21 protein-coding genes are annotated in these 26,403 nt (G+C 36.2%); 10 read left to right on the top strand and 11 right to left on the bottom strand.

Going from position 1 to position 26,403, the window contains the following annotated elements; all coding sequences use genetic code 11:
• Positions 1–153 precede the first annotated feature (153 nt).
• Entirely contained in the window at positions 154–1,329 is a 1,176-nt protein-coding gene (locus tag LB454_RS13140) for an acetyl-CoA C-acyltransferase (protein ID WP_224465141.1), read from the top strand.
• A 20-nt stretch (positions 1,330–1,349) separates the two neighbouring features.
• On the top strand, positions 1,350–2,093 hold the full coding sequence (locus tag LB454_RS13135; RefSeq protein ID WP_224465140.1) for a C40 family peptidase: 744 nt from the start codon (positions 1,350–1,352) through the stop codon (positions 2,091–2,093).
• Here LB454_RS13135 and LB454_RS13130 read toward each other — a convergent pair.
• Entirely contained in the window at positions 2,090–5,818 is a 3,729-nt protein-coding gene (locus tag LB454_RS13130; RefSeq protein ID WP_224465139.1) for a metallophosphoesterase, read from the bottom strand. The two genes, LB454_RS13135 and LB454_RS13130, sit on opposite strands and share 4 nt — an antisense overlap.
• A 40-nt stretch (positions 5,819–5,858) precedes the next feature.
• Between LB454_RS13130 and LB454_RS13125 the strand changes: the two genes are divergently transcribed.
• Together LB454_RS13125 and LB454_RS13120 are read left to right on the top strand one after the other, a co-directional pair.
• On the top strand, positions 5,859–7,040 hold the full coding sequence (locus LB454_RS13125; RefSeq protein WP_224465138.1) for a Pycsar system effector family protein: 1,182 nt from the start codon (positions 5,859–5,861) through the stop codon (positions 7,038–7,040).
• A gap of 28 nt (positions 7,041–7,068) precedes the next feature.
• The gene (locus LB454_RS13120; protein WP_224465137.1) at positions 7,069–7,389 is read left to right on the top strand and encodes a DUF1523 family protein; all 321 of its coding nucleotides are present in this window, start codon (positions 7,069–7,071) and stop codon (positions 7,387–7,389) included.
• A 26-nt stretch (positions 7,390–7,415) separates the two neighbouring features.
• On the opposite strand, the gene LB454_RS13115 is transcribed toward LB454_RS13120, so the two are convergent.
• A complete protein-coding gene (locus LB454_RS13115) occupies positions 7,416–9,800 on the bottom strand; it encodes a GAF domain-containing protein (RefSeq protein WP_224465136.1) in 2,385 nt (794 codons plus the stop codon).
• Positions 9,801–9,856: 56 nt separating this feature from the next.
• On the opposite strand from LB454_RS13115, the gene LB454_RS13110 reads away from it, so the two are divergent.
• Positions 9,857–11,056: a TlpA disulfide reductase family protein gene (locus tag LB454_RS13110; RefSeq protein ID WP_224465135.1), complete on the top strand. Its 1,200-nt coding sequence runs from the start codon at positions 9,857–9,859 to the stop codon at positions 11,054–11,056.
• Positions 11,057–11,131: 75 nt separating this feature from the next.
• On the opposite strand, the gene LB454_RS13105 is transcribed toward LB454_RS13110, so the two are convergent.
• Positions 11,132–12,427 (bottom strand): NAD(P)/FAD-dependent oxidoreductase, encoded by a 1,296-nt coding sequence (locus LB454_RS13105; RefSeq protein ID WP_224465134.1) that lies wholly within the window; start codon positions 12,425–12,427, stop codon positions 11,132–11,134.
• An 89-nt stretch (positions 12,428–12,516) separates the two neighbouring features.
• Here LB454_RS13105 and LB454_RS13100 point away from each other — a divergent pair, with 89 nt between their 5' ends.
• Positions 12,517–13,011, top strand: coding sequence for an RNA polymerase sigma factor (locus tag LB454_RS13100; RefSeq protein ID WP_224465133.1), 495 nt, complete (start codon positions 12,517–12,519; stop codon positions 13,009–13,011).
• A 2-nt stretch (positions 13,012–13,013) separates the two neighbouring features.
• On the top strand, positions 13,014–13,619 hold the full coding sequence (locus LB454_RS13095; protein WP_224465132.1) for a hypothetical protein: 606 nt from the start codon (positions 13,014–13,016) through the stop codon (positions 13,617–13,619).
• Here the strand turns inward: LB454_RS13095 and xerD are convergent.
• Together xerD and bcp are read right to left on the bottom strand one after the other, a co-directional pair.
• Positions 13,616–14,512: a site-specific tyrosine recombinase XerD gene (gene xerD / locus LB454_RS13090; RefSeq protein WP_224465131.1), complete on the bottom strand. Its 897-nt coding sequence runs from the start codon at positions 14,510–14,512 to the stop codon at positions 13,616–13,618. The genes LB454_RS13095 and xerD overlap by 4 nt on opposite strands.
• Before the next feature lie 47 nt (positions 14,513–14,559).
• Positions 14,560–15,009 carry a thioredoxin-dependent thiol peroxidase gene (bcp, locus tag LB454_RS13085; protein WP_224465130.1) on the bottom strand — a complete coding sequence of 150 codons (450 nt, stop codon included), beginning with the start codon at positions 15,007–15,009 and terminating at the stop codon, positions 14,560–14,562.
• Between the two features lie 30 nt (positions 15,010–15,039).
• On the opposite strand from bcp, the gene LB454_RS13080 reads away from it, so the two are divergent.
• Positions 15,040–15,708 (top strand): endonuclease III domain-containing protein, encoded by a 669-nt coding sequence (locus LB454_RS13080; RefSeq protein ID WP_224465129.1) that lies wholly within the window; start codon positions 15,040–15,042, stop codon positions 15,706–15,708.
• A gap of 27 nt (positions 15,709–15,735) precedes the next feature.
• Here LB454_RS13080 and LB454_RS13075 read toward each other — a convergent pair whose 3' ends face one another.
• Positions 15,736–15,885 carry a hypothetical protein gene (locus LB454_RS13075; protein WP_224465128.1) on the bottom strand — a complete coding sequence of 50 codons (150 nt, stop codon included), beginning with the start codon at positions 15,883–15,885 and terminating at the stop codon, positions 15,736–15,738.
• Positions 15,886–15,940: 55 nt separating this feature from the next.
• Positions 15,941–16,528, bottom strand: coding sequence for an RNA polymerase sigma factor (locus LB454_RS13070; protein WP_224465127.1), 588 nt, complete (start codon positions 16,526–16,528; stop codon positions 15,941–15,943).
• Positions 16,529–16,745: 217 nt separating this feature from the next.
• Between LB454_RS13070 and uvrA the strand changes: the two genes are divergently transcribed.
• The gene (uvrA, locus tag LB454_RS13065) at positions 16,746–19,538 is read left to right on the top strand and encodes an excinuclease ABC subunit UvrA (RefSeq protein ID WP_224465126.1); all 2,793 of its coding nucleotides are present in this window, start codon (positions 16,746–16,748) and stop codon (positions 19,536–19,538) included.
• 109 nt (positions 19,539–19,647) lie between these two features.
• Here uvrA and LB454_RS13060 read toward each other — a convergent pair whose 3' ends face one another.
• Genes LB454_RS13060 through LB454_RS13045 form a run of 4 tightly spaced genes read right to left on the bottom strand, consistent with a single transcriptional unit; the run spans position 19,648 to position 25,091 of the window.
• Complete coding sequence (locus LB454_RS13060; RefSeq protein WP_224465125.1) at positions 19,648–21,114, bottom strand: oligosaccharide flippase family protein; 1,467 nt, start codon at positions 21,112–21,114, stop codon at positions 19,648–19,650.
• A gap of 5 nt (positions 21,115–21,119) precedes the next feature.
• Positions 21,120–22,391, bottom strand: a complete 1,272-nt coding sequence (locus tag LB454_RS13055) for a glycosyltransferase family protein (RefSeq protein ID WP_224465124.1) — start codon at positions 22,389–22,391, stop codon at positions 21,120–21,122.
• A gap of 3 nt (positions 22,392–22,394) precedes the next feature.
• Positions 22,395–24,815: a YfhO family protein gene (locus LB454_RS13050; protein ID WP_224465123.1), complete on the bottom strand. Its 2,421-nt coding sequence runs from the start codon at positions 24,813–24,815 to the stop codon at positions 22,395–22,397.
• 30 nt (positions 24,816–24,845) lie between these two features.
• On the bottom strand, positions 24,846–25,091 hold the full coding sequence (locus LB454_RS13045; RefSeq protein WP_224465122.1) for a DUF4834 domain-containing protein: 246 nt from the start codon (positions 25,089–25,091) through the stop codon (positions 24,846–24,848).
• Positions 25,092–25,193: 102 nt separating this feature from the next.
• Between LB454_RS13045 and LB454_RS13040 the strand changes: the two genes are divergently transcribed.
• Entirely contained in the window at positions 25,194–26,180 is a 987-nt protein-coding gene (locus LB454_RS13040; protein WP_224465121.1) for a transporter, read from the top strand.
• The last annotated feature ends 223 nt before the right edge of the window (positions 26,181–26,403 follow it).

The raw sequence follows: 26,403 nt of genomic DNA, 5'->3' as shown, positions 1-26,403 counted from the left end.
CTTAAGACTCTATCTAAATTTAATACTTTCAAGGCTGCCAAATTCAGCAAACTTGACAAAGAATTACCTCATAAAAATAATTTAAGGTCTCCTTAAATGAAACGCGATTGGGTTTAAATTCTTAAATTCGCTGAAAATAAAATTTTAATTTTTATGTCTAAAGAAATCGTTATAGTAAGCGCCGCAAGAACACCAATCGGGAGTTTTCTTGGGAGCTTATCCAATATCCCAGCTACAAAACTGGGAGAAATTGCCATAAAAGGTGCATTGTCCAAAATCAACTTAAAAGCAGAACTTGTCGATGAGGTTCTTATGGGAAATGTTGTACAAGCCAATAACGGCCAGGCTCCAGCCAGACAGGCGGCTATTGGAGCCGGTATTCCAGATACGGTCCCTTGTACAACCATAAATAAAGTATGTGCCAGCGGGATGAAGGCTGTAATGCAAGCAGCTCAGGCTATTGCGCTTGGTGATGCCGAAATCATTGTTGCTGGTGGTATGGAAAACATGAGCATGATTCCACACTACCTTCACTTACGAAATGGACAGAAATTCGGTCCAACTCAGATGGTTGACGGCTTGCAGCGTGATGGACTTGTAGATGCCTATGACAATAATGCTATGGGCGTTTGTGCTGATCTTTGTGCTACAGAACACCATATTTCAAGAGAAGAGCAGGATGAATTTGCAAAAGAATCTTATAAAAGAAGTGCTGAAGCCTGGAAAAATGGAAAATTTGACGATGAAGTTGTTCCCGTGGAAATTCCACAACGTAGAGGAGAGCCGGTCATCATGAAGGAAGATGAAGAATACAAAAACATCAAGTTGGACAAAATTGCCGGACTTAGACCTGCCTTTAGCAAGGATGGTACAGCAACAGCTGCCAATTCTTCAACAATTAATGATGGTGCCGGTGCTGTAGTTTTAATGAGCAAGGAAAAAGCTGAAGAACTAGGACTTGAAGTCCTGGCTACAATCAAAAGTTATGCAGATGCAGCTCAGGAACCTGAACGTTTTACAACTGCTCCTGCTAAAGCTTTACCCATAGCCCTTAAAAAAGCAAATGTAACCAAAGAAGACATTGAATACTTTGAGTTCAACGAAGCATTCTCTGTAGTTGGAATCGCTAACACAAAACTGCTGGGATTGGATAGTAGTAAAGTAAACGTACATGGCGGTGCGGTTTCTCTTGGTCATCCATTAGGCTGTTCTGGTGTGAGAATATTGATCACACTTATAAACATAATGAAACAAAACAACGCCAAACTTGGGGCTGCAGCCATTTGTAATGGCGGTGGTGGTGCTTCTGCAATGGTTTTGGGACGCTAATCATTTTTTAATTCATCAAGATGCTATACGGAATTTGTCCTTTAAGTGTTGTTCCTGTGAGAGCAGAAGCAAGCGACGCTTCAGAAATGGTTACTCAACTGCTTTATGGTGATCATTTTGAAATTATTGAAACTAAGTCCAAATGGATAAAAATTCGTATAGCTTTTGATGGCTATGAAGGCTGGTTGGATAAAAAACAAGCCTTTGAAATTGATGAGACTACTTTCATTGCAACGAAAGAAAAGCACCTGTATTCTACAGATTTATTGAGTTTAATGACAACATCAACTGGACATTTAATGCCTGTTTGTATAGGTTCGGCTATACACTCATCAAAAAAACTGAATCATCAGTTTGATGGTGCAACAAATGAAGGATTTTCCAAATCTGAATTGGTTGATACAGCTATGCTGTATCTTAACTCTCCATACTTATGGGGTGGTAAATCTCCTTTTGGAATTGATTGTAGTGGATTTTCTCAAATGGTTTATAAAATAAGTGGAATACGCCTTTATAGAGATGCATTTCAACAAGCCAAGCAAGGTCAGGCGCTATCTTTTATTGAAGAAAGTGAACCAGGAGACCTTGCTTTTTTTGATAACGATGAGGGGCGAATTATCCACGTAGGAATTATGATGAAAGACAATTACATCATTCACGCCCACGGTCATGTGCGAATAGATAGAATAGACCACTCAGGCATATTCAATACAGACACAGGGCGATATTCTCATAACTTGAGAGTTATCAAAAAGATAGTCTAGAATTGAGCTCCAAAACCGAAGGAGAACCAAAACCCATCATCACTGTGGAAAAAGTTGAATGTTCCAGAAAATAAGTCTGCTCCATTCACCCAAAACCCTACTCCGTAGTCATTTTGCCATTGACTAGACTCTGGGACATTAGCCCAAACTCTACCAACATCAAATCCTCCAAAAACTCCAAATTGTAGAGGAATAAAATTGGTTTTGATAGAATTAAAACTGTGCCTTAAATCTACATTCCCTACAAAGCTTTCACGTCCTATAAATCGATCTCTTCTAAAACCTCTTAATCCATTTCTTGCCCCAAGAATGGCTCCCTGATAGAATTCATAATCGTCATTAAAGATCAATTGTGATGAAGCTTTTGTTCTTAATGCCCATTTTTTGTCTTTCGTAAGTGGATTGTAAAATTCAAGGTGTGGATTAAGAAATACAAAATGCTGGTCGGTGTCTTCAGTATTCATAGTAGCCCCGAGCTCTACTTTAAAATCCATCCCGCGAGAAGGGTTTAATGCATCATCAACACTTTGATATTGATAAGAAGACTGGTAAGAGACAAAGTTTTTCTGGTCGAAAAATGTAGGATTTTCGTTTTCTAGATCATCTCCTATTAAATCAATAAAACGGCCTTGAGTTCGTTCTACTTCATAATTTTGATAAGATAATTTATGTTCAAAAATGCTTCCATATTTGGATGCTCTGCGAAGGCCTAATTCAAATTCAATCCTTCTTATTTTCACTCTATTGAAATTTCTTCCAAAATCTTCATCTACATTTTCAGTTCCATTTCCAAAACCAAAGAAGTTTCTAGCAAAGTTTGGGCTGGAATACTCCAGAGCTGTAAATAAATTATAAGACCCTAAAATATTTGCAAATTCACCTTCATAACCAGCATCATATCCACCTGTAGCTGTGTAAATTCCAGCTTTAATTTTGTGCCTGTAAGTAAATGGGTTGAGTTGAAAACCATTATAACCATAAGTAGCCTGAGCACCAAACAAAAGGCCATCATCTGGATTGAACCCAAAGCGTGGAAAAAATGAAGTGGTGTGATTCACACTTCTGTCTTTATCAAATGTATTGATGATATAGTTGTCAGTTCTTACTACTCTTCCCCCGTTCTTCTCCTCGACTGAATTATCAAGGGATTTATGATCATAAACCCTCACTTTCTTTCCAGACTGGATTCGAAAAGTATCATCGTCATGACCACCAATTAATCTTACCTTAATTTTTGTTGAAAAGTCTCCAGATGTGGTGAAGGTATCTTTATCATCCAATCCATAAATCCAGATTTCATCTGTAAAGTCTGGATCGAAGGTTTTATCCACAATAGTATATTTTCTGCTCCCTTTTATATCGCGCATTATTTTTACACGCGTTTTACCGTCTTCCTGTCTCTCAACATCAATAAAATCATCTTTATCTGTAGCAATTAGAACAGAGATTTCATTTAAAATACTGAAGTACTGGTCAGCGTAGGTATTCAGTTTTCTAAGTCTAGCTTTGAAAATCGAGATCAAGTCTGCCGTTCTTTCTTTATCTATTTCTTCAGGAAATCTTGAAAATGCCTTTTCTATTACCTCATCTGTCAACTGCTGCTGAATATAAGCAGCTTCCCTTAACCAATCGTCTTTGGTTGCATTCCTTATGATCATTCTATCCAGACTTAATCCTGAATTATTAAACCACCTCAAGTGTTCAATATCTTCATCATAAGGTTGAAATTTTTTAGGCATAGAACTCATAGCTCTTAAAGCTTTAAAAAAACCTCCATCAAAATTGGCAAACACTTGATCTCTATCTCTTGGAATTGGCTTGAAAATCCTATCTCCATTTTCTTCTTCAAACTCAGACCAACGCCACTGGTCTTCATGCCTGTCCCAATCTCCTAAAAGCATATCAAATAGTCTTGCCCTTACATAGTTGGATTCATCGAGTTTATATTTTTCATCTCTACGCAAACGCTCTATCATTCCAGCTGTACTTATAATGTCATGATTTGGGTTTCCAAACACTCCTTTTGTACCCATCCAGTGATCTTCTGGACGTTCCTCTATCATATATAATTCATCTCCATGTACCTGATTGAATTTTCCTAAACCTTTTTGTTTAGGAATGTAAACCAATTGCGGATTGGTATGGTAAACTCTAATAGCTTCAGACAAGTCTGGAACTGCCATAAAACCAAAAGGATGCGCTGCAGTCAAAAAGTCCAAAAGAGCTTCTTCTACTACAGTATCATCAAATTCTCCACTCAAGTTTTTATCTGGATAAACAAATTGTTGAAGAAGTCTTACTGGATTCTTTTTAATTTGTCTAATGTTATACTCCCTTCCTTCTTTATCATTCAACCTAAGTGAATTGGTTTGCATACCACCACCCATCCGCATGGGCTTTAATCCACCGAAGGTTGTATCAATGTTCAGTACTGGTACTGTTATCTCACGAGTATATAAATCTCGGTAATGTTCTCCCCATACGCTTTCATAAAACCCTGTTCTTTCAGATTTGAATTCCTCGTAAATAGAGGTGGTATATTCTTCAGGAAATTCTTCAGGAAGCTGCTTGAGATCAAAGGTGGCTTCACCTTCATAAACTTCTTGTTGAAAAATAAGTTTGGGATCGTCTTCGTCTGCAGAATAAAATTGAACCCAGGAGGACCCGTCTTCAAACACATCCAAGATAGCAAAACCATAACCTGGATAGGCAAACTCTCCATCGCTTCCCAGTTTAACATATGATTTTTTGGACCCAGAACCAGATACGATCTGCTTAATTAAATCGTGTTCTATGTATTGTAAGCTATGTTCATGACCAGAGGCAAAAACAACTCTATTCCATCTGCTGGAGATAGCTGTAATTCTATCTACCATGGATTGGTATTGCTTATTTTGAGTATCCTGAACAGAAACTCCTCCCGATACCCGAATTAGATTGGCTAAAGATGCCAAGCCTGGTAAAGGTATTTTTTTTTTTGATGGAAACAAGTGCTTGGAAAATTCATAAGTACCTCCATGAACACCATTGGTATAAAGTGGATGATGCAATGCCACAAGGGTAGTCTTGTTCTGATTTTTTTTCAACTCGGTCTCAAATTCTTCATAGAATTGATCGAGGGTTTTAATCTCGTCACAATTCCTATTGATCAATGGATTTTTATCCCAATTGGCTAAAATCCACTGAGAATCGAGAATGATAAGATGAACATCTTCTGAAATATCTACGAAATGCATACCACATCCCGGCTTTGGCAACCAGGGTTTGTCCTGATCTTCTAAGACTTGTTTGATCCGTTTCTTTTGATTTTCTAAAGACTGGATTCCTTCAGAATACCAATCATGATTGCCTGGGATAAAATGAACATCCCCCTCAAAAAAGCTCAAATTACTCGTTTGTTGATCTATGATACGTTCAGCCTGCATCCTATTGTCTTTACCTTTGCTCGGGAGACCTGCAGGATAAATGTTGTCTCCCAAAATGATAACTTTATCATTTTTAGTATGCAGGGGTTCTGCAAAAGCCTTAAAGGCCAAAATACCAGGAGGCGCATCTTCTAAATTTTCGTAACCTGTATCGCCTATCAGATAAAAACGCTGAGCTATTTTTTTTGTCTCGGGATATGATGTTGATTGAAACTTGTCTGGGTTTTTATATTTAACTTCGTAAGTTGCGCAGGATATTATAAGAAAGCTAAATGCGATCCAGGGTAGTTTTACTTTCATAGAAATTATTTTAAAAACTAGTCGTCAAAATTTAAGAAAAATGACAGAACTTATTTCAACAACTGAAACTTTCGTATTGCAATTGTTCAAAGATAAGTTATCTAATAAATATGTGTACCATAATTTCAATCATACCCAAAGGGTTGTTGAGAGTGCTAAATTTATTGCTGAAGAACAAAATCTAAATAAAGAAGATTTAAACATTTTAATGCTTGCAGCTTGGTTGCATGACACAGGATATACTGTTTCTGAAAGCTATCATGAAGAAGAAAGCAAACGCATTGCAAGAGCATTTTTGAAAGAGCAAAACCTGTCTGATGATACTATCGCTTTAGTTGAAAAAACTATAGATGCGACTCAAATGGGAGCTCAGCCTCAGTCTGAAGTTGAAAAAATTATCAAAGATGCAGATTGTTCTCACTTTGCAAAAGATAATTTCAAAGAAGTAAGCGAACTTTTAAGGCAGGAATTGAATCTGAGAGGGCAAAAATACACCGCTGATGAGTGGCTTGATTTGAACATCAAAATGCTTTCCATACAACATCAATACTATACTACTTATGCGATAAAAAACTGGAGCGCTCTCAAACAGGAAAACCTTATTAAACTGATTGAGGGAAAAGAAAAAAAGAAGAGAAAAAAAGAAAAAGAAAAATTAAAAGCCAGGTATAAAGCTCAGTATAAAAATGATAATCCTGAAAGAAGTATTCAAACACTATTTCGTGTAACGCTAAGAAATCATATCAAACTAAGTGATATTGCTGATACCAAAGCGAATATTTTATTGTCTGTCAATGCGATCATAATCTCTTTGGCTTTGGCTAACATTATTCCGAAATTAGACAATCCTAGTAATGCCCATTTGATGATTCCCACTCTCATTTTAATTTGTTTTAGTGTAGCTGCTATCATTCTTTCGATATTATCTACCAGGCCTAACGTCACCTCAGGTGAGTTCACCAAAAAACAAGTAGAAAACAGAGACGTTAATATTTTATTTTTTGGGAATTTCCATAAGATGAGTTTTGATGATTACCTGTGGGGCGTCAAAGAAATCATGAAAGACAAAGACTATGTTTATGAGGCATTGGTAAAAGACTTGTATTTACTGGGAAAAGTTCTTGAAAGAAAATATAGGCTTTTGAGATTAACCTATACCACGTTCATGGCAGGAATTATCATCTCAGTAATCAGTTTCTTTATTGCATTTAACCTTATTTAATTTCATCATCATATTTACATTTCAGCAAATGAAAAAAATAATCATCATCATTGTTTTAGTCCTCATATTTGGTTATCCAGTAGCATATTATTTAAGCTACGAAACTATTGAAACCACAATAAGTGATAAAGAAAGAATTACCACAGGGAAAGGAGATGAAATAAAAAGTAAATTCCTAGTCTACGGTGAAGATGAGGTATTTGAAAATACAGACAGCTGGCTGTTTTTCAAATTTGATAGCGCTGATGTACAAAACGAAATCGAACTAGACAAAAACAACAAAATCAAAGTTGCAGGTTGGAGAGTTCCATTCTTTTCCTGGTATAGAAACGTTATTAGTGTTGACTAGTCCGGTTCACAGATCATCATTCAACACTAATTACTAGCATCTAAAGATTCTATCAAATCTTCATAGGTAATGCTTTCATCGGTATTATCGCCTATGTGATACAATATGCCAACGCGAATTGCCTTAAGACCAGACACTCCCTGCAAATCTTCTACATCCAGTACTTCAACATTTTTTTCTAGATACTTTTTTCTCTGCAAGTAGTCTATGTACTTAAGGTATTCGTCTTCAGTTTCTTTTTGGGAGTATACAATTGTCAGTTTCCCTTTGGAAGTGATGCGCTCATTAGAATTTTTAATAAAAGCCTTATCTATTCTTTTTTTGATGATTTCATACCTTGCATTATAAGACCCATCGACATCAAAATGCTTCTCGTCCATTCGGTAATGTATAGTCAATGTATTATTAAAAGCTAAAATAAGAGAGCGTGAACTCAACTTAAGGTGCTTGGTTTCCTGTATTTTATAAAACTTATTTTCCATTTCGCACATCACCGACAACTGCCATAACCTTAAGTTTTCCAGGACAACTTCGCTGAAGGTCAGATCCTTAACAATGGATTGTCCTATGTACATGTTATGTTCTACGCCATCAGTTTTGTATCTATCAAAATAATGTGGAAAAAGCTTCTGTGCTTCCACCTGCTTCAAATCAATGTAGCTGGCCATACAAGAGTTGATTCTTGAAACACTTTCATCAAATTCATCTCTGTTTTTATGAAAAGCTTTTGCCCCAGATTCAGTCTTTTCGAGGTAAACTTCAACCATAGATCGACATGAAGGCACATTTTGCTGAATGTGTTTCAGAACAGGAAGAATATCTTCTCTCAAGAGTTTGTCGGTCTTTTCTTCAGTAGAAGCTGTAATGCCTTCAGTTAAGTACGAAAGGGTATCGGTAATTCTGTAGCCAAGTTGCTCATAGACTGGAATTGACTGGGCCTCAAATGCAGAATTAACAATATTCAGAACTTGATTCAGTTGGTAAATCAAGTCATTCTGTATAGCCAGATTTCTTTGCGTAGAAGATCCAGCTATATCTATTTGTCCAAAGAGTGGATATACATTTCTAAAAGCAATTTCCTTGAGCTCATAGTCCCTGTTGCTTACGGATTCAAGAAACAATCTTTCCGCTTCCTCTTCAAATTTCCACTCCACACTTGGATGTATCGAGGTATATTCACTTTGTATTATCGCTTTAATCCTGTTTTGTCGGTCTTGTCTATAATTCTCAACTGTTTCAGCTATATAAGGCACGATATCATCCAGCTTGATGGCATTAATGTTATTCAAATCATTTTTAGAGTAACTCACCAATTCCAGGATCGCTAGCAATTTGTTGTTTTTGCCTACTGGCGCTAGTATCGCAGATTTTATACCCTTGGATTGAAGATGATTTGCAAATTTATTCGTAGGATTTTTTTCAACATAATTATCCACATCTGTAATACTAAAATATTTATGTTGATTTACGATAGCTTTATAAGCTCCGTGACAAAAAGCTTCTCTGCAAGCGTTTTCTGAAATAGAATCAAGGATAAAACTTTCTATAAAATTGGAATGAGTTTGCTGAAATTTTTCGGTTTCATCATTGAAAAGTGCAAAGCCAAACTCAAGCTTTGGTAGATTAAAAATCGACTTTAAAATCTGAACCATTTTGTGAGAAACTACTTCAGATTCAGAAAAAATATTGTTGTTGAGAAGTAGGGTTTTTATTTCTGAAATGCTATTATCAGCAGTTACGTCAGTCAAGTTTAAAATTGCAAACCCCTTGAATATCCATGAATTTGGTGGGAATTTTTCTTTCCAAAAATCAATATCATTGGACCGGTTTAACAATTCATCAACATCTTTATCTGTAATTTTTGGTGCATTTTTTTTAGGAATCAACTCAACAAAATCAGCATTAACAAATAATCTGTAGTTACGCAAATTGCCATTAGCATCTGGTACATCATAATATTCTGGTCTGAAAAAATCTATATTGTACTTATAATAAGTATTCAAAATAATGATACAGGCCAGGATGTAATCTTTTTCAACATTAAAATTTCTGGGTAAAAATTTGAAGTTTTTATCAGGAACTGAATCCAATATAGCCTGAAAACGTTTAGTTGTTCTAAACATCTTATTTCTAAAAGGAACCGTCGCTACTTTTATTTCATTGTAAGTGAGAATATCTGGGAATAAATCATCCAGTAACATCTTGATTTGATTTTCATAAGGCGTGAGGTCTTCAAAATCTTCAATACCGCTAAAAAGCTCCGGATAAGTTTTGGAATAGTCCAAAATATCCTGCATGTATTTTTTAGAAATAGGATTAGTTTCCTTTTCTAATCGATTATGAAAGTTATCAAGTATTTTTTGAAAACTTAACTTTATTTGAAATGGGTATATATCTTCGTAACGGTCCATAATGTAATATAAGAATTACAATACTATTTATAATAAGATTTTTAAACTTTTAAGTTATGATAGATTTATCATATAAAGCTAATTTATTTCCAAGTTCAAGTTCTACTCTGCAGGAGTATGTTATTTTTGTACTTATAAAAACGAATAAAATGAGAATATTTTTTAGCTTATTTATCCTTCTAGCTCTTGTTGGTTGTGATTCCTCTAGTCCAAAACTTGAAGCGTCCATTGATGATGTAAAGAATGGAACAAACGTCTACCTCACTCAACTTGGCCCTGAGAATATCCCTATCCCTTTGGACACGACACAAGTTCAAAATAATTCTTTTGAATTTGACTTAAAAAAATCTAATCAGGACATCAACCTTATTCAAATTGAAGGAGTAAACGGTAATATGATTTTTATCAATGATGCAAATCAGATCAAGATTGAAGCCGATAAATCTAATTTGAGAAATTCTAAAATCGAAGCTGGAGAACACAATCAACTTCTAAAAGATTACCTCGACATGATTACAAGTTACGCTGAAGAACGTGACTTTATTAAAAATGAGCATCAACAGGCTTTGCAAACCAAAGATGAGATTGCAGTTTTAGATTATAGACTGGATATCGAAGCTATTGAAGAAGAGTCAAAAGAAGCTACTCTAGAATTTATTAAAACCAATACTCACTCTATAGTAGGCATGATGGCCTTATCTGATGTTATGAATTCAAAATCTATTCCTCTCAACCAGATGAAATCTATCTACGAAGAATACGATGGAGAAGTGAAAGATACTCCTTTAGGCAGAGCCATGGGACAAAATATTGCTAAAATAGGAGCCACAGACCTTGGTGCAGAAGCTCCAAAATTTTCCGGCCCTACACCAGATGGTGATAATTTATCACTCGATGATGCCAAAGGGAAAGTCACTTTAATTGATTTTTGGGCTTCCTGGTGCAGACCTTGCAGAGTTGAAAATCCAAACATTGTAAGCATTTACAATGACTATAAGGACAAAGGATTTACAGTTGTAGGTGTTTCCCTGGACAAGCCAAATCGTAAAGATGCATGGCTAAAAGCTATTGAAGACGACAATTTGGACTGGAATCATATTTCAAACCTTAAGCACTGGCAAGAGCCAATTGCTCAAAAATATGGAGTGAGAGCAATTCCTGCAGCATTCCTTATAGATGAAAATGGTATTATCATTGGAAAAGATTTAAGAGGAAATGACTTGAGAGAAAAAGTAAGAGAAGTTTTAGGAAACTAAAAATTTCTGCTCAAAACCAAAAAGCTGGAAACTAAATAAAGTTTCCAGCTTTTTTTTTGAACTTCAATAGGTGCTTTAATCTGGAGACTTAAGTTTTTCAGCCTTGAAAGGTCTTACGATAAGACGCGCAGCTCTATCATAATTAATGTAACTATACGTCCAATTGAAGAATGTAACAATTCTATTTCTAAAACCTACTAAAAACCAGAGATGGACAAACATCCAGACAAACCAGGCAAAGGCTCCTCCGAACTTTATTTTATCAAGATCTACTACTGCTTTATTCCTACCTACTGTGGCCATGGTCCCTTTATCGAAATACTCGAAAGGCAAAAGTTTTTGTTTGTTGATGGTTCTAAGCAGGTTTTTAGCTAGATGGTCTCCTTGCTGAATTGCGGGTTGGGCAACCATAGGATGACCCTTAGGAAATTCTTCACTTGTCATTAAAGCGATATCGCCGATGGCAAAAATATTTTCGTAGCCGTCTATTTGATTAAATGCATTGACGTTGTACCTGTTGGCTTTCTCCATAAGCGCTCCTTCTTTAAGGCCCTCTATGGCGGCACCTGTTACGCCTGCGCTCCAGATAAAGGTCTCCGTTTGAAAAGACAAATCTTCTTTATTGGTCTTAACAACATGATCTTCATAAGATTCTACAAACGTATTGAGGTGGATTTCAACACCTAGTTCCTCAAGGTATTTTTGTGCATTTGCTGATGATTTATCACTCATAGGCGGAAGTACTTTTTCCATCCCCTCTATCAAATGTATGTGGATATCATTTGGATCAATATCCTGGTAGTCTTTAGGAATTACATTTCTTCTCAATTCTGCAATAGCTCCGCTTAACTCTACACCTGTAGGGCCAGCACCTGCAATCACAAAGTTTAATAAAGCCTTCCTACGGTCTGTATCTTTGGTTATGGTAGCTTCTTCAAAATTTTCAAGAATCAAACTCCTCAGGTTTAGTGCCTGTGGAACAGTTTTCATCCAGATCGCATTCTCTTCTACGCTCTTGTTCCCAAAAAAATTGGTTTTAGAACCAGTCGCGATTACAAGATAATCATACGTAATTTCTCCAATATTCGTCTCTACAACCCGCTTTTTATCGTCTATATGTTTTACTTCTGCCATCCTGAAGTAAGCATCTTTATTTTTTTTTAGTATTTTTCTAATGGGATAGGCGATAGAATCTGGCTCAAGACCAGAGGTAGAAACTTGATATAACAATGGCTGAAAAGTATGATAATTTCTCTTATCCAACATCACAACTTGAAAAGGCTTTTTCTCAAGTTTTTTTGCCAAACTTACTCCACCAAATCCTCCTCCAATAATCACAACCCTTGGTAAATCTGTAACTGGAACATTCATAATATGAATTTTAGTAAAAATAATTTAATTTATACCCAAGTCTGTAACTTTTGATAATTTTAACGACTTACAAGTAGACTAAGTAAGTTTTGAATAAAGCATTAGAAAAGAAATTTATTGGCCTTCTCGAGGAACATCAAAATATCGCTCACAAGATATGTAGGATGTATACCTACGATGCAGATGCTCACAAAGACTTATTCCAGGAAATAACCATTCAATTGTGGAAAGCTTATCCGAAATTTAGAGCAGAGTCAAAGTTTAGTACATGGATGTATAGAGTAGCTTTAAATACAGCGATTACCTTATACCGAAAGAAAAAAAGAGGAGTCCAAACCTTGCCCTGGGAGAATTTTGATTTCAAAATTTCTGCTGAAGGTTATGACAGCACTTTAGACGACAACCTAAAATTGATGTATTCTGCTATAAAAGAATTAAATGATATTGATAAAGCCTTGGTTTTACTTTATTTAGAAGACAAACCATATACTGAAATTTCAGAAACTTTAGGGATTTCTGAAGTAAATGCAAGAGTGAAAATGAATAGAGTGAAAACAAAGCTAAAAAACATTTTGAATCCTTAATTATGGATGAATTAGACCTTATTAAAAAAGACTGGCAAGAACGAACCAAAGAATTACCAAAATATTCTCGGGAAGAATTGATGCCTATGCTACACAAAAAATCCTCTTCGAGTGTGAAGTGGATCTTTATTATCAGTGTTTTAGAATTTACATTTTGGATAGTGGTAGAATTATTTGCATTTTCTGAAGACCAAAATGATATGATCGAGAATTTAGGAATGACTGATTTTTGGACAGTAACTAAATATTTAAATTATATTGTCCTCATTATTTTTATTGCTTTATTTTTTATCAATTATAAACGCATTCAAATTTATAATTCGGCAAAACAAGTAATGAAACAAATCATTAAAACTCGAAAAACTGTCAAGATTTATGTAGGGTACAATATTATCGGTTTAGCAATTACTTTTATCATAACCTGCTTGAAATTTATTGAATACCAATCTGAGTTGAGTGAAAAGGAACTCTGGATTTTTGCTGGTATCATGACTCTATTCCTAGTTTTAATTATCGGGTTCTTTTTACTCTTTTATAGAATTATTTACGGTATAATTACTAGAAAACTCTATAAAAATTACAAGATACTTAGCAAAATTGAGCTTTAAGCCCTGGGATGAAATTTCTCTAGCACAGATCTCAAATGTGTTTTATCCAGATGCATATAAATCTCTGTTGTGGTAATGCTTTCGTGCCCCAGCATTTGCTGGATCACCCTTAAGTTGGCTCCATTTTCCAAAAGGTGGGTAGCAAATGAATGCCTAAAGGTGTGTGGACTTATATTCTTTTGAATATTTGCTGATTGAGCTAATTGTTTTACAATAGTGAAAATCATGGCTCGAGTTAACTGAGCACCACGTCGGTTTAAAAATAAGATATCTTTAAATTCAGGTTTGGGCTCATGAAATATCCTTACCTCATCTTTATAAAGATTAATGAATTTTTGAGTATAATCATTGATAGGAACTAATCGTTCTTTATTTCCTTTTCCTATGACCTTGATGAACCCTTCTTGAAAATGAAGATGAGAAAGTTTTAAGTTGATTAACTCACTCACACGAAGCCCGCAGCCATACAGTGTTTCTATGATAGCTTTATTACGATGACCTTGAGGATGAGATAAATCAATGGCACCAATAAGCTTATCTATTTCATTTGTAGACAGTGTATCTGGAAGTTGTCTTCCAAGGCGCGGCGATTCTATAAGTTCCAGCGGATTGGTTGTCCTGTAATCTTCAAAAATTAAGTAATCAAAAAAACTTTTCAGTCCAGAGATCAATCTGGCTTGAGAACGCTCATTGAGCAATTTTGAGATTGTATAGATAAAACCCTGAATGTCTTCCTCCGTGATTTCATTTGGAGAGGTATTCAAGTCAAATTCTGAAAGGTAATTGGTCAATTTTAAAATGTCCAGCCGATAATTTTGGATGGTGTTATCGGCCAGACCTCTCTCTATTTTAAGATAGTAGGTAAAATCCTGTATAGCTTGCTCCCATTTCATGAAACCAAATTACATTAATTCTTGGGGAAATCTTATATATCCAAAAATTAAAGAATTTGTTCCGCGTGAGCTTTGGTTTTTACTTTAGTGATAACATCATCCAAAACGCCTTCTTCGTTGATGACAAATGTTGTTCTATGAATGCCATCGTATTCTTTTCCCATGAACTTTTTAGGACCCCACACGCCAAAGGCTTGTATGACCTCTTTATCTTCATCTGCCAGTAAGGGAAATGGAAGTTCATATTTGTTTTTAAAATTTTGCTGGCGTTTGGCAGAATCTGCACTTACTCCCAGAATGTGAAACCCTTTAGATTCAAATATTTTCCAATTGTCTCTCAGGTTACATGCTTCTGCTGTGCAGCCTGGTGTACTAGCCTTTGGATAGAAAAAAACAACTAGTTTTTTACCCTCATAATCTTTAAGTGTATGTACGTTTCCGTCTTGATCTTTAGCTTCAAAATTAGGGGCTTTATCTCCCGCTTTTAGTGTTGTCATAATTCCTATTTTTGTTTAAAAGTAAAGCAAATGAAAAAATCTGAAAAAGTAGATTTCGTTATAAATACGTTAAAGGAACTTTACCCCACTATTCCGGTACCTTTAGACCATAAAGATCCATATACACTTTTAATTGCTGTTTTACTTTCAGCCCAAAGTACAGATGTAAAAGTTAACCAAATTACACCTTTACTTTTTGAACAGGCAGACAACCCCTGGGACATGATTAAAATGAGCCCAGATCAAATTCGGGAAATCATCAAACCAGTTGGCTTATCTCCGATGAAAGCAAAAGGCATATATGGTCTCTCTCATATCCTTATAGACAAATACAATGGAGAAGTACCCAATGACATGGAAGCTCTGGAGGAACTTCCGGCTGTGGGTCACAAAACTGCTTCTGTAGTTTTGGCACAGGCCTACGGAGTCCCTACATTTCCAGTAGATACCCATATTCACAGATTGATGTACCGCTGGAATCTCAGCACAGGTAAAAACGTTCAGCAAACCGAAAAAGATGCTAAGCGACTTTTTCCAGAAGAAGTCTGGAACGATTTGCATCTACAGATCATCTGGTATGGAAGAGAATATTCTCCAGCAAGGGGCTGGAATCTGGAAAAAGACATTATCACAAAAACTATAGGAAGGAAGTCTGTGATCAAAGCTTATGAAAGTAAAAAGACTTCCAAATCGAAATAAGGAAGCCTTCAACTGAGGATTAATAATTTAATTCTGAATGCTGTCGAATTGTAAATTTTTAAAGTTTACGACAGTCAAAGCTTTAGAAAAATCTAAAATAGCTTTGATAGTTTTTGCTGAAGGTTTCATTGGTCTTGAAGAGGATTGGGAGACTTCATTTAAGTAAATTTTCGCCATATAGTTTGTTTTTATATGTAACGAAAACGGAATTAAAATTGAATTATTGCATTCCCTAATTGGTCAAAACCACCTGATGCTTTTCTATAATCTTTCTAAGGTTAATCAACGCGTATCGCATTCTTCCTAAAGCCGTATTTATACTCACATCCGTTTTGAACGCAATTTCTTTGAAGCTCATTTCTTTAAAAATTCTCATTTCCAACACTTCAAGCTGGTCTTGAGGCAATTCTTTGATAAGTTCATGTAAATCTGTATCGATCTGGTCTTTTATTATTTGACGTTCAGCGTTGAGATCACCATCGGTCATAAAATCCAAAATGTCAAAATCCCCTTTTCCTTCAAATTTTGGCATCCTGTTGCTTTTTCTGAAATGATCAATGACTAAATTATGTGCAATTCGCATTACCCAGGGAAGGAATTTTCCTTCTTCATTATATTTACCTCGCTTCAAAGTTCTAATCACTTTGATAAAAGTATCTTGAAAAATATCTTCGGCTAAGTCTTTGTCATAAACTTTGGAAAAGATAAAGCTGAAAATTTTCTGCTGATGTCTGTTGATTAAAATGGAAAGTGATTTTTCATCACCTAAAATGTATTGTTTGACTAAAAAAGCCTCTGAAGAGATGGAAGTCCTATTCATATATCCTTTACTTAAGTAAAACCAACTTACTGGATAAGTGGTTATCGTTATTAAATTATTTTAAGTAAAAGTGCTGTATAGGCTTATAATTATCTGGCTAATATATAAATATAAGTTAACTCACCACAACTCGTTAATAATTTTAACATATTATGAATCAGTGTATAACACAGATATGGCTTAGCAAATCTTTATATTTGCAGCATTCCAAATGTTTATGAAGCAAAAAGATTTAGATAAAATCGACCCTAAAGAATTCATCATTATAAAGGGAGCAAAACTCCACAACTTAAAAAATATTGATGTTGTTATTCCGAGAAATAAATTAGTTGTCATCACAGGACTATCTGGCTCCGGGAAGTCAAGCCTAGCTTTTGATACACTTTACGCTGAAGGTCAAAGGCGTTATGTAGAAAGTCTTTCTGCTTACGCCAGACAATTTCTTGGCAGACTCGACAAACCTAAAGTTGACTACATCAAAGGCATTGCGCCTGCCATAGCGATTGAGCAAAAAGTGAATTCTACCAATCCACGTTCTACCGTTGGAACTTCTACAGAAATCTACGACTATTTAAAATTGCTTTACGCCAGAATAGGCAAAACCATTTCTCCAATTTCTGGAAATGAAGTCAAAAAACATACGGTGACAGATGTTGTAGATTTTGTTAAAGCTCAGGATGAAAAACAGAAACTCCTCCTCCTCGCTCCTATTACTTTGGAAAACAAGCGCACGGTTGAAGAGAAAATAAAAATCCTTCAGCAACAAGGATTTAGTAGAATAAAAGTTGATGACAAAGTTCTAAAAATCAGCGAGGCTCAGGAAAAAAAGATTTCTAAGAAAAGTGAGCTTTCAATTGTAGTCGATAGAATTGTTGTGAAAGACGATGAAGATTTTTACAACAGACTAGCAGATTCTATTCAAAATGCATTTTTTGAAGGAAAAGGCGAACTCAATATCGAGGACGTATCTTCTGGAAAAATAACCAATTTCAATAATAAATTTGAATTGGACGGGATGCTGTTTACAGAACCCAATGTGCATTTGTTCAGCTTCAATAACCCCTTGGGAGCTTGTCCGAAATGTGAAGGTTACGGCGACATAATAGATATAGACGAAGCCTTGGTGATACCTAACACTGGCCTTAGCGTTTATGAAGGAGCTATTGCGCCCTGGAGTGGAGATACTTTAGGCTGGTACAAAAAGGAATTTATCAAATACGCGCATAAATTTGACTTTCCCGTCCACAAACCTTATTTCGAATTGACTGAAGATGAAAAAAATATCATCTGGAATGGAAATCAGTATGTGACTGGAATCAACGAATTTTTTGAAACCGTAAAGTCTAAAGCTTATAAAATTCAGAATAGAGTTTTACTATCCAGATATAGAGGACGAACACGGTGTCCAGAATGTAAAGGACGTCGACTGAAAAAAGAAGCGACCTATGTAAAGATCAATGATATTGACATTACACAATTAGTCGATTTACCAATTGACGATGTGAGCGCTTTTTTCCAAAAACTGAAGCTGAACGAACACGATGAAAAGATCGGAAAACGTTTATTGAAAGAAATCAATAGCAGACTCAAGTTTTTAATGGATGTAGGACTGACTTACCTCACCTTAAACAGAAAATCCAACACCCTTTCTGGAGGTGAATCTCAACGAATCAACCTGGCAACTTCATTGGGAAGTAGTCTTGTTGGATCTATGTATATTTTGGATGAACCTTCCATTGGTTTGCATTCCAAAGACAACGAACGCCTCATTGAGGTCTTGAAAGACCTTAGAGATTTAGGGAACACTGTTATTGTAGTAGAGCATGATGAAGACATCATGAAAGCAGCAGATTACATCATCGATATTGGTCCAGAAGCAGGCACACACGGTGGTGACCTTGTTGCTGAAGGGACTTACAAACAAATCTTAAAAGCCAAGTCTCTGACGTCACAATACCTCAATGGTAAAATGGAAATAGCAGTTCCCAAGAAAAGACGAACCTCAAAATCTTATATTGAATTAAAAGGAGCGCGAGAACATAATCTCAAAAATCTAACTGTAAAGGTTCCACTAGATAGTTTTGTAGCCATTACTGGCGTTTCTGGTAGCGGAAAAAGTACACTGGTGAAGAAAATTCTGTACCCGGCTATGATCAAGCAAAACGGTGGTTACGGTACCAAAGCAGGTCAGTTTGATGGCATTGAAGGAAACTTCAAACACATCAAGCATATTGAATATGTCGATCAAAATCCAATTGGGAGGTCCTCGAGATCGAATCCTGTGACCTACATCAAAGCTTACGACGATATTCGAAATTTGTTTGCCAAGCAAAAGCTTTCAAAAATCAGAAATTTCAAACCCAAACACTTTAGTTTTAATGTAGAGGGCGGACGTTGCGACACCTGCGAAGGGGAAGGTGAAGTCACCATCGAGATGCAGTTTATGGCCGATGTGCATTTGGAATGTGAGGCTTGTCATGGAAAACGCTTTAAGCAACAAGTGTTGGATGTGGAATTTGAAGGCAAAAACATTGATGATATCCTATCTATGACGATAGATGATGCAATGGAATTCTTTTCTTCCCACAATGAAACCAAGATTTCCAACAAACTGGAAGCTTTACAAAGCGTTGGCCTTGGTTATGTGACTTTAGGACAAAGTTCCTCTACTCTTTCTGGTGGTGAAGCGCAACGTATCAAGCTAGCTTCTTTTTTAACCAAAGGAAAAAATGCCGATAAGACCTTGTTTATTTTTGATGAACCTACAACTGGTCTTCATTTTCACGATATCAGCAAATTATTGAAATCCTTTGAAGCTTTGATTGAAAACGGTCACAGTGTTATTGTGATTGAACATAATATTGACCTCATCAAGTGCGCAGATCACGTTATTGATCTAGGCCCCGGCGGCGGAGTTAACGGTGGACATCTTGTAGCTGAAGGCACTCCTGAAGAAGTTTCTAAAACAAAAGCTTCGTTTACTGGTCAATTTTTGAAATCTAAAGTTTAACAGTGTAAGAAAACCTAATTCTCAACGACTTAGTAAATAGTGATTTGTTTAAATCACATTTTGATTTGGTTTTTGGTTGATGAGTTGGAAAACTCCTTAGTAGAAAATGCTAAGGAGTTTTCTTTTGGACGAATTTGAAATATAAATCCTTAAGATCTGTAGACAAATCTGCTTTCAAACTCACTATTAAATAAATACCACTTATTATTATTGATTTCATTGCAATATTCATCAAAGCGAAATCAGTTGAAAAATCCCAGAAATAGAAACTAACTGTCAAAACTGAAATCATCAAAAAAATCAAAAAACTCTTTCTGTTAAATGGGTGAATTCCAAACGTAATTCTTACAAAGAGAAGTTTGAAAATGTTATACAACAAAAATGAAATGAAAGTCGCGTAAGCTGAGCCGTAAATTCCATATTCAGGAATCAACCAAAGGTTAAGAGCAAAAGCTACTCCTACTAAAACAACCCCAGCCAGAAGCACTGTTTTGTAGTACTTGGAATTAAAGATGATGCTGTTGTTGTTTCCTAAAATATTATCACTCAGTTTTACCAAACTAATTAAAAACACAATGCTGACTCCTATTCTATATTCTTCTGGAATAATTTGATACAACTGATTCACATTGGTTATGATAAGCGTAAATACAAACCCACTGATGACAAAAAGCGTATTGGAACTTCGCACATAAAGATCCTTAAGCAAGTCATTTTCTCCGTGATTGAGGTATTTGGCCGTAATAGGATTGGTGATTTGATGCATAGCTTTGGAAGGCACGGCGATGACTGTAGCGATGTAAATGGCAATCCCATAAATCGATACATTTTCTATGGGCATAAAGTGTTCTATCATGACTTTATCCAAATCAAACAAAGCCACTGCTACCGTTCCTGCAATAAAAATGAGCAGTGAGTAGTTCAACAATTCCTTCAGTCTTGGCGGAAGTTGAAAGCTAAATCGAGGCGTATACAAATTTATCGCATAACCCAGCATCACCACTGCTCTCAAGACAAAAACTCCAATGAGAAGGTAAATAAACAGGTGAACGCTAATCAATTCAGCATAAAGAATAATCAACAACATAGTGATCGCCAGCCTATGAAAAAGTTCCCGCATGATGGTCCCAAACACACTTTTGTACTGGACTTTTGCCCAGGCGAAAAAGACTTCAAAATAGGCAGTTGCTAGGGCAATGACAAAAATTCCCCAAATGTAAGGCTGCACCAGATCGTTTTCTCCTTCAAAATAGTTGAGTAGTAAATCGTAAAAAATGTAACCAACTATCCCTATCAAAAGTCCTAGTAAAAGTGGTAAAAACAGGGCGAAGTTGAGTAACTTATCAGTATCTAGCTTGTTTTTGTAACTCGTGTAAAATTTTACGATCGTATTGTGGACACCCAATGCCATAAATGGCCAGAATAAATTTCCTGCAGAAAGCAGGAAAGTTACTAGTCCATAATACTCTGCAGTGAGGAATTTTGGATATAAAAACAGAACGTTGAGCGCGCCAATTCCAAAACCTAGATAGGTAGATATAAGGTTGTTTAAGGATTGCTTGGCGACGATTCCCATAGAAACTACTTAATGAGTTGTGTTAACTGTTGCGTCAAATTCTTACGGCTGTATTGCTCTATATTTTTGGTGTTGGCTTTCAGTTTCCCGTTAAGAAAAGCATTGAAAGACTTCTCAATATATGACTTTAATCGTGTTTTTTCATTGTAGGTAAAACATTCCCCAGAATTGGTGTCGGAAATAATGTTAGCAACATCCCAGTTTTTGGGACCTATGGCTAAAATAGGGCGTTTGGAAGCCAGATATTCAAAAAGTTTTCCTGGAATAATACCTTGAGTTTCTGGTTTGTCGATTTCAATGAGCAAAAGCATCTGCGAACTACGCTGGCTCTCTACTGCATCTTTATGGTCTAGATATCCGATTACACTTACAAAATTCTTGAGTCCAGCCTCGTGAGCAGATTCCAAAACACTTTCACTGATTTTACCGATAAGTTTAAGTTCAAAAAAATCTTTGAACACAAGGTTTTCTTCTATCAATTCAGCTAAAACCTCCCACAGTATTTTTGGATTTCTATCGTTGAGCAAAGAACCAATATGCGAAATAGTGAAATTCTCGCTTAATTCGGCGTCGACAGACAATTCCCCAAAACCATTGGTAATCACTTCAATGGGGGTTTTGGTTTTTTGCTGAAACTCTTCTTTAGTTTTAAAACTAGTCGTTATCAGTTGATCTGCGGAATCTAATACCTCTTTTTCTAAGGCAAGATGCTTCAGCTTAGAGGTTTTGGTAAGTTTTAATTCAGAATGATAACCTATTGTGGTCCACGGATCTCTGAAATCAGCAATCCACTGAAGCTGAGGATTGTCTTTCTTTAATCCTAAGCCAATGAGGTGCAAGCTGTGAGGTGGTCCTGTGGTGATGATGGTTTCGATTTCATGTTTTAGGATGTAATCTTTCAGATAAGTTACAGATGGTTTAACCCAAAACACTCTTGCATCTGGGATAAAAAAATTACCTCTGATGTACAACATCAAGCGTTCTTTCCAGGATTGCCTTTTCCTGGATTTGATGAGACCACTGCTGATGGTTTTAGAATCTGATTTTGAAAGTAATTCAGCAAAAGCGTAAGGCTCAAAAATTGATTTTTCAATCTCCTTGACCTTTTGATCGACTTCCAGCGAAGCATCTTTAATGGGGTAGCTGGGATTTTTAGGTCTATAAACTATGGGTTGAAACCCAAATTCTGGCATGTACTTAGAAAATTGAAGCCAGCGTTGCACTCCAGGTCCACCTGCTGGTGGCCAGTAGTAAGTGATAATCAATACGTTCTTCATTTTCTAATCTTGCTTGCGCTTAAATGTATAACCTAGTCCACCAAGGATGATAAGTGATAAAAGAATAAAACTAGCAAGGCTGATTTTTCCTCCAAAACTCACTACGTCTGGTTCAAATGAAAATCTAACCTCATGACTCCCCGCAGGTAATTCCATAGCTCTCAACACATAGTTAGCTCTAAAATGCTCAGCTTCTTTGCCATCTATGGTCACTTTCCAGCCCCTTGGATAATATAGTTCTGAGAATACAGCCAGACTTTCATTTTCAGCTTTATAGGTATATACTAATTCATTTTCTTTATAAGAAGTCAATTCAATTTGGTCTGAAAAATTGACCTCGTAGGTTTTGTCTGTTAACTCAAATTCATTGCTTTCTACTATCGCAGTTGTATTCGGGTTTATCGAATCTAAAGCTAGAATCGCTTCATTGGCATTGTTTACTGTAACCAGTTTGTTCACAAACCAAGCATTTCCTAAGTGATCTGGGTTTTCCTGGGGTGTAGGTTGACCTTCGTTATCAAAAATAAAGTATTTAACATTGAGCATATTCAAAATACTCTGTTTTCCATCGTAAATATAGAAGTCGAACAATTCCTGCATTCTTCCGGGCTTTGCCGCATGGTAGCCACCAATTGACTTATGGAAGTAAGAGGCTCTGGCAGAATTTAAGGGATTGGAAGTGAGATCATATACACGATAATGAGACTTATCTTTTTGAATTTCAAGATCGGCTTGGCTGGCCTGGAAAGGTCTTTCCATTTCAGAGGTCGCTACAAAATCATCTTCGCCGACGTACCGTGTATTCACTCCAATTAAATCTACCAAAATGAAGATACCAAGCAGTCCAAAAAACAAAGGTTGTTTTATCTTTTCCTTCAGATACAAATAAATAGCTCCGGCTACAAGTAAAACAAAAACCAAAGATCGTATTGTATCTGCTGTAAACATGGCCTTTCTGTCTTCTTTGAGTGCTCTAACGAATTTGGCACCGTAATTTTGTAAAAAAGTGGCATCATTAGCGCCACTAAAATCAAAAAGCACCGACTTTAGTAATAAAAACAGAACGCTGAGTCCACCTAAAATAGCTGTAGACATCTTTAAAGCCTTCCACTTCTCCTCCTTTGAAATTTCAGTGGAAATAAGTTTAGAAATTCCCAAAATGGCTAGAATAGGCAGGCAAAATTCGATAACCACCTGTATAGAAGATACTGCTCTAAACTTATCGTAAAATGGAACATAATTGATGAAAAACTTAGTCAGCAGAGAAAAGTTATCTCCCCAGGAGAGCAATAAAGCTAAAATTGAACCAGCGACTATCCACCACTTGGTTCTGCCTGTGGTCAAAAATAAAGCCAGAACAAAAAGGAATATTACGCTCGCACCTATGTATGCAGGAGCACCAATAAAGGTTTGCTCACCCCAGTAGGTTGGTAAATTTTTACTGAACTGAAGAGCCTGGGCTGGTGAAGCCCCTAGCTGAATAATTTCATTGTAAACTTCGGCATCTTTTCCCAAGGACTCACTACTAGACCCTCCCATGAATCTGGGAATAAACAAGTTGAAGGTTTCCAAAACACCATAGCTATACTCGGTGATATAATCGTAATCCAGGCCAGACTTCGCTTTTTCGGTTCCGTTGGGTTCTATAGTAAGACCTGTTTCTCCTCTGGTGCTATAATCTGCATATTCCTGAGTAGCCAACAGATTCGTGATATTAAGCAAAACCGCTAAAATAATAGCAGGAATGAAACTTAAAGTCGCTTTAAAAAAGGGTTTGAGAGCTTTTAAATTATAAGCATGTACAGCGTTCACAATAACCACTACCAAACACAATAACATCAGGTAATAGGTCATCTGAAAATGGTTGGCCATGAGTTCAAAAGCAAGTCCAACGCAGAAGAGAACATTACCCCAAAACAGCTTTTGTCTATAAACCAGTACCATTCCTCCTATTACGAGAGGAAAATAAGCGATGGCATGAGCTTTAGCGTTGTGACCCACTCCTAGGATAATAATTAAGTAGGTAGAAAAACCAAAAGCAAGTGCGCCGAGAAATGCCAGTTTATAATTGACCTTGAAGCACAAAAACAAAATATACATCCCAACAAAGTATAGAAACAAATAATCGGCAGGTCTTGGTAGAAACCGAAGTTGACGATCTATTTCTTTTATAAAATTATAAGGATAATTTGCACCGAGCTGAAAGGTAGGCATACCTCCAAAAGCAGAATTGGTCCAGTAGGGCTCTTCACCTTCAGCTGCTCTAAAGTCGTTTTGTGCTTTAGCCATTCCTGTGTATTGTACAATATCACTTTGGTAAATGGTTTTACCTTTTAAAACAGGATAGAAAAACGCGAGTGAGGCAACAACAAAAAGGAGTAGAACCAGAAGGTGTTTCCAGGAGTTATTAAATACAGACTTCATTGGTGGATGTTGGTTTGTAAAATGCGAAAGTTAGTCAATTTCTTCATAATCTACGTACTCTCCTACTTTACTGTCTTTGGATTTGCTTTTAAAAGTTTTAGAAGATTTCTGTGAATTATTTCGTGTTTCTTTTTGGTGAGGGTTAAACTGGTTTTCCATATTTCTTTGGACTTTTTTGAAGATATACTTCAAGAACAATGGTCCGAAATATTTGGCCAGGAGCTTGATTCCAAAGTAAACCAAGAGTATAATTAAAATTGTTTTCAGAACTACCATAAGCATAATTTGAATCACAAAAATACCAATACTTTATAGCAAAGCGATATACTGTCACAAAAAATCGGAATTTAATTTATATTTGAATTTCAAACCAGACTTATGAAACTACATATTATTGGCTTGTTTTTACTGGCTAGTCTTAGCCTACAGGCACAGTATACCGATATGATCAATTCCAACAGACCAGGAGAATCCTTTGGTGCTTACAGTGTTGGGACCAATGTGCTTCAACTGGAAACTGGAATTGCCTATGGAGAAGACAACCATGCTTTCCCTCTCATTCCAGATCGTTCTCAAGTCGACTTTCAATATCAATTGAGGTATGGGTTGTTCATGGAACAATTGGAGATTGTCCTGGATGGAACCTTTGCAAGCACAGAAGAGACCCTTCAAAGGTCTGGAGCCGTTACCACATCAAATTTTAGTAATTTTCAAAGAAATACACTTGGTGCAAAATACCTCATATATGACCCATTTATAAAAAGAGAAAAAGAGGGACCTAATCTTTACAGCTGGAAAAAGAATAACCTTCCACAGTGGAAGGATTTTATACCTGCAGTATCTGTTTATGCGGGCGCAAACTTGTTGTTTGGTGACAATCCATTTAAGTTCCAGGGTGAACCCAATATCTCTCCAAAAGCAGCTATCATCACCCAGAATAATTTTTCTGGAGGCAAATGGGTGCTTGTTTCCAACTTTATCGTAGACAAGCCCACTACCGATTTTCCTACATACGCAGGTATTTTCACCTTAACTCACTCTATTTACGCCCGAACAGGTGTTTTTGTAGAGTTTCAAACTTTAGTCAGTGATATCTACAGTGACGAGATCTTGAGAGGTGGTGTCGCTTTTTTAGTGAACAAAAACTTTCAAGTAGACGTTTCAGGACTTGTCAATTTTAAGGATTCACCAGAGCGCTGGCGAGCTGGCATTGGGGTATCCTACAGGCTGGATATGCACAACAGCGATGAATACCTCTTCAAAGATGATAAAGAGAAATCTTTGTATCTGGAGGAGAAAGAAAGGCGTGAAAAGGAAAAAAGAAGAATGCGAAGACAATTCCAGATTGATAACAGAGATAAGTAAGCATTGTTTAGTAGAATTTTTACTGAGCTAATTTTTAAGGGGATTTTGTTTTTAAATAGACTTAAGGTTACAAGATATTCAGCTTTAAGCGTTTACTCTATTTTTTAAAGTGGCGTCTTAAATGAGGAATTCCAACTGAAGGATTTGAGGTAGACTATTTTTCTTGAACTTCTAACTTCAGATAAATCCAAAACTTCAATTCCAAACTTAAAAATTCGAATTA

The organism is Psychroflexus montanilacus (assembly GCF_020164535.1).
In the GTDB taxonomy this organism is placed as follows: domain Bacteria; phylum Bacteroidota; class Bacteroidia; order Flavobacteriales; family Flavobacteriaceae; genus Psychroflexus; species Psychroflexus montanilacus.
Note: the sequence above shows the minus strand (reverse complement) of the source record. Positions and strands in the feature narration are given on the sequence as shown.

Coding starts and splice junctions, on each gene's coding strand:
- LB454_RS13140 (WP_224465141.1), top strand. CDS start 154: ATGTCTAAAGAAATCGTTATAGTAAGCGCCGCAAGAACACCAATCGGG.
- LB454_RS13135 (WP_224465140.1), top strand. CDS start 1,350: ATGCTATACGGAATTTGTCCTTTAAGTGTTGTTCCTGTGAGAGCAGAA.
- LB454_RS13130 (WP_224465139.1), bottom strand. CDS start 5,818: ATGAAAGTAAAACTACCCTGGATCGCATTTAGCTTTCTTATAATATCC.
- LB454_RS13125 (WP_224465138.1), top strand. CDS start 5,859: ATGACAGAACTTATTTCAACAACTGAAACTTTCGTATTGCAATTGTTC.
- LB454_RS13120 (WP_224465137.1), top strand. CDS start 7,069: ATGAAAAAAATAATCATCATCATTGTTTTAGTCCTCATATTTGGTTAT.
- LB454_RS13115 (WP_224465136.1), bottom strand. CDS start 9,800: ATGGACCGTTACGAAGATATATACCCATTTCAAATAAAGTTAAGTTTT.
- LB454_RS13110 (WP_224465135.1), top strand. CDS start 9,857: ATGATAGATTTATCATATAAAGCTAATTTATTTCCAAGTTCAAGTTCT.
- LB454_RS13105 (WP_224465134.1), bottom strand. CDS start 12,427: ATGAATGTTCCAGTTACAGATTTACCAAGGGTTGTGATTATTGGAGGA.
- LB454_RS13095 (WP_224465132.1), top strand. CDS start 13,014: ATGGATGAATTAGACCTTATTAAAAAAGACTGGCAAGAACGAACCAAA.
- xerD (WP_224465131.1), bottom strand. CDS start 14,512: ATGAAATGGGAGCAAGCTATACAGGATTTTACCTACTATCTTAAAATA.
- bcp (WP_224465130.1), bottom strand. CDS start 15,009: ATGACAACACTAAAAGCGGGAGATAAAGCCCCTAATTTTGAAGCTAAA.
- LB454_RS13080 (WP_224465129.1), top strand. CDS start 15,040: ATGAAAAAATCTGAAAAAGTAGATTTCGTTATAAATACGTTAAAGGAA.
- LB454_RS13075 (WP_224465128.1), bottom strand. CDS start 15,885: ATGGCGAAAATTTACTTAAATGAAGTCTCCCAATCCTCTTCAAGACCA.
- LB454_RS13070 (WP_224465127.1), bottom strand. CDS start 16,528: ATGAATAGGACTTCCATCTCTTCAGAGGCTTTTTTAGTCAAACAATAC.
- uvrA (WP_224465126.1), top strand. CDS start 16,746: ATGAAGCAAAAAGATTTAGATAAAATCGACCCTAAAGAATTCATCATT.
- LB454_RS13060 (WP_224465125.1), bottom strand. CDS start 21,114: ATGGGAATCGTCGCCAAGCAATCCTTAAACAACCTTATATCTACCTAT.
- LB454_RS13055 (WP_224465124.1), bottom strand. CDS start 22,391: ATGAAGAACGTATTGATTATCACTTACTACTGGCCACCAGCAGGTGGA.
- LB454_RS13050 (WP_224465123.1), bottom strand. CDS start 24,815: ATGAAGTCTGTATTTAATAACTCCTGGAAACACCTTCTGGTTCTACTC.
- LB454_RS13045 (WP_224465122.1), bottom strand. CDS start 25,091: ATGGTAGTTCTGAAAACAATTTTAATTATACTCTTGGTTTACTTTGGA.
- LB454_RS13040 (WP_224465121.1), top strand. CDS start 25,194: ATGAAACTACATATTATTGGCTTGTTTTTACTGGCTAGTCTTAGCCTA.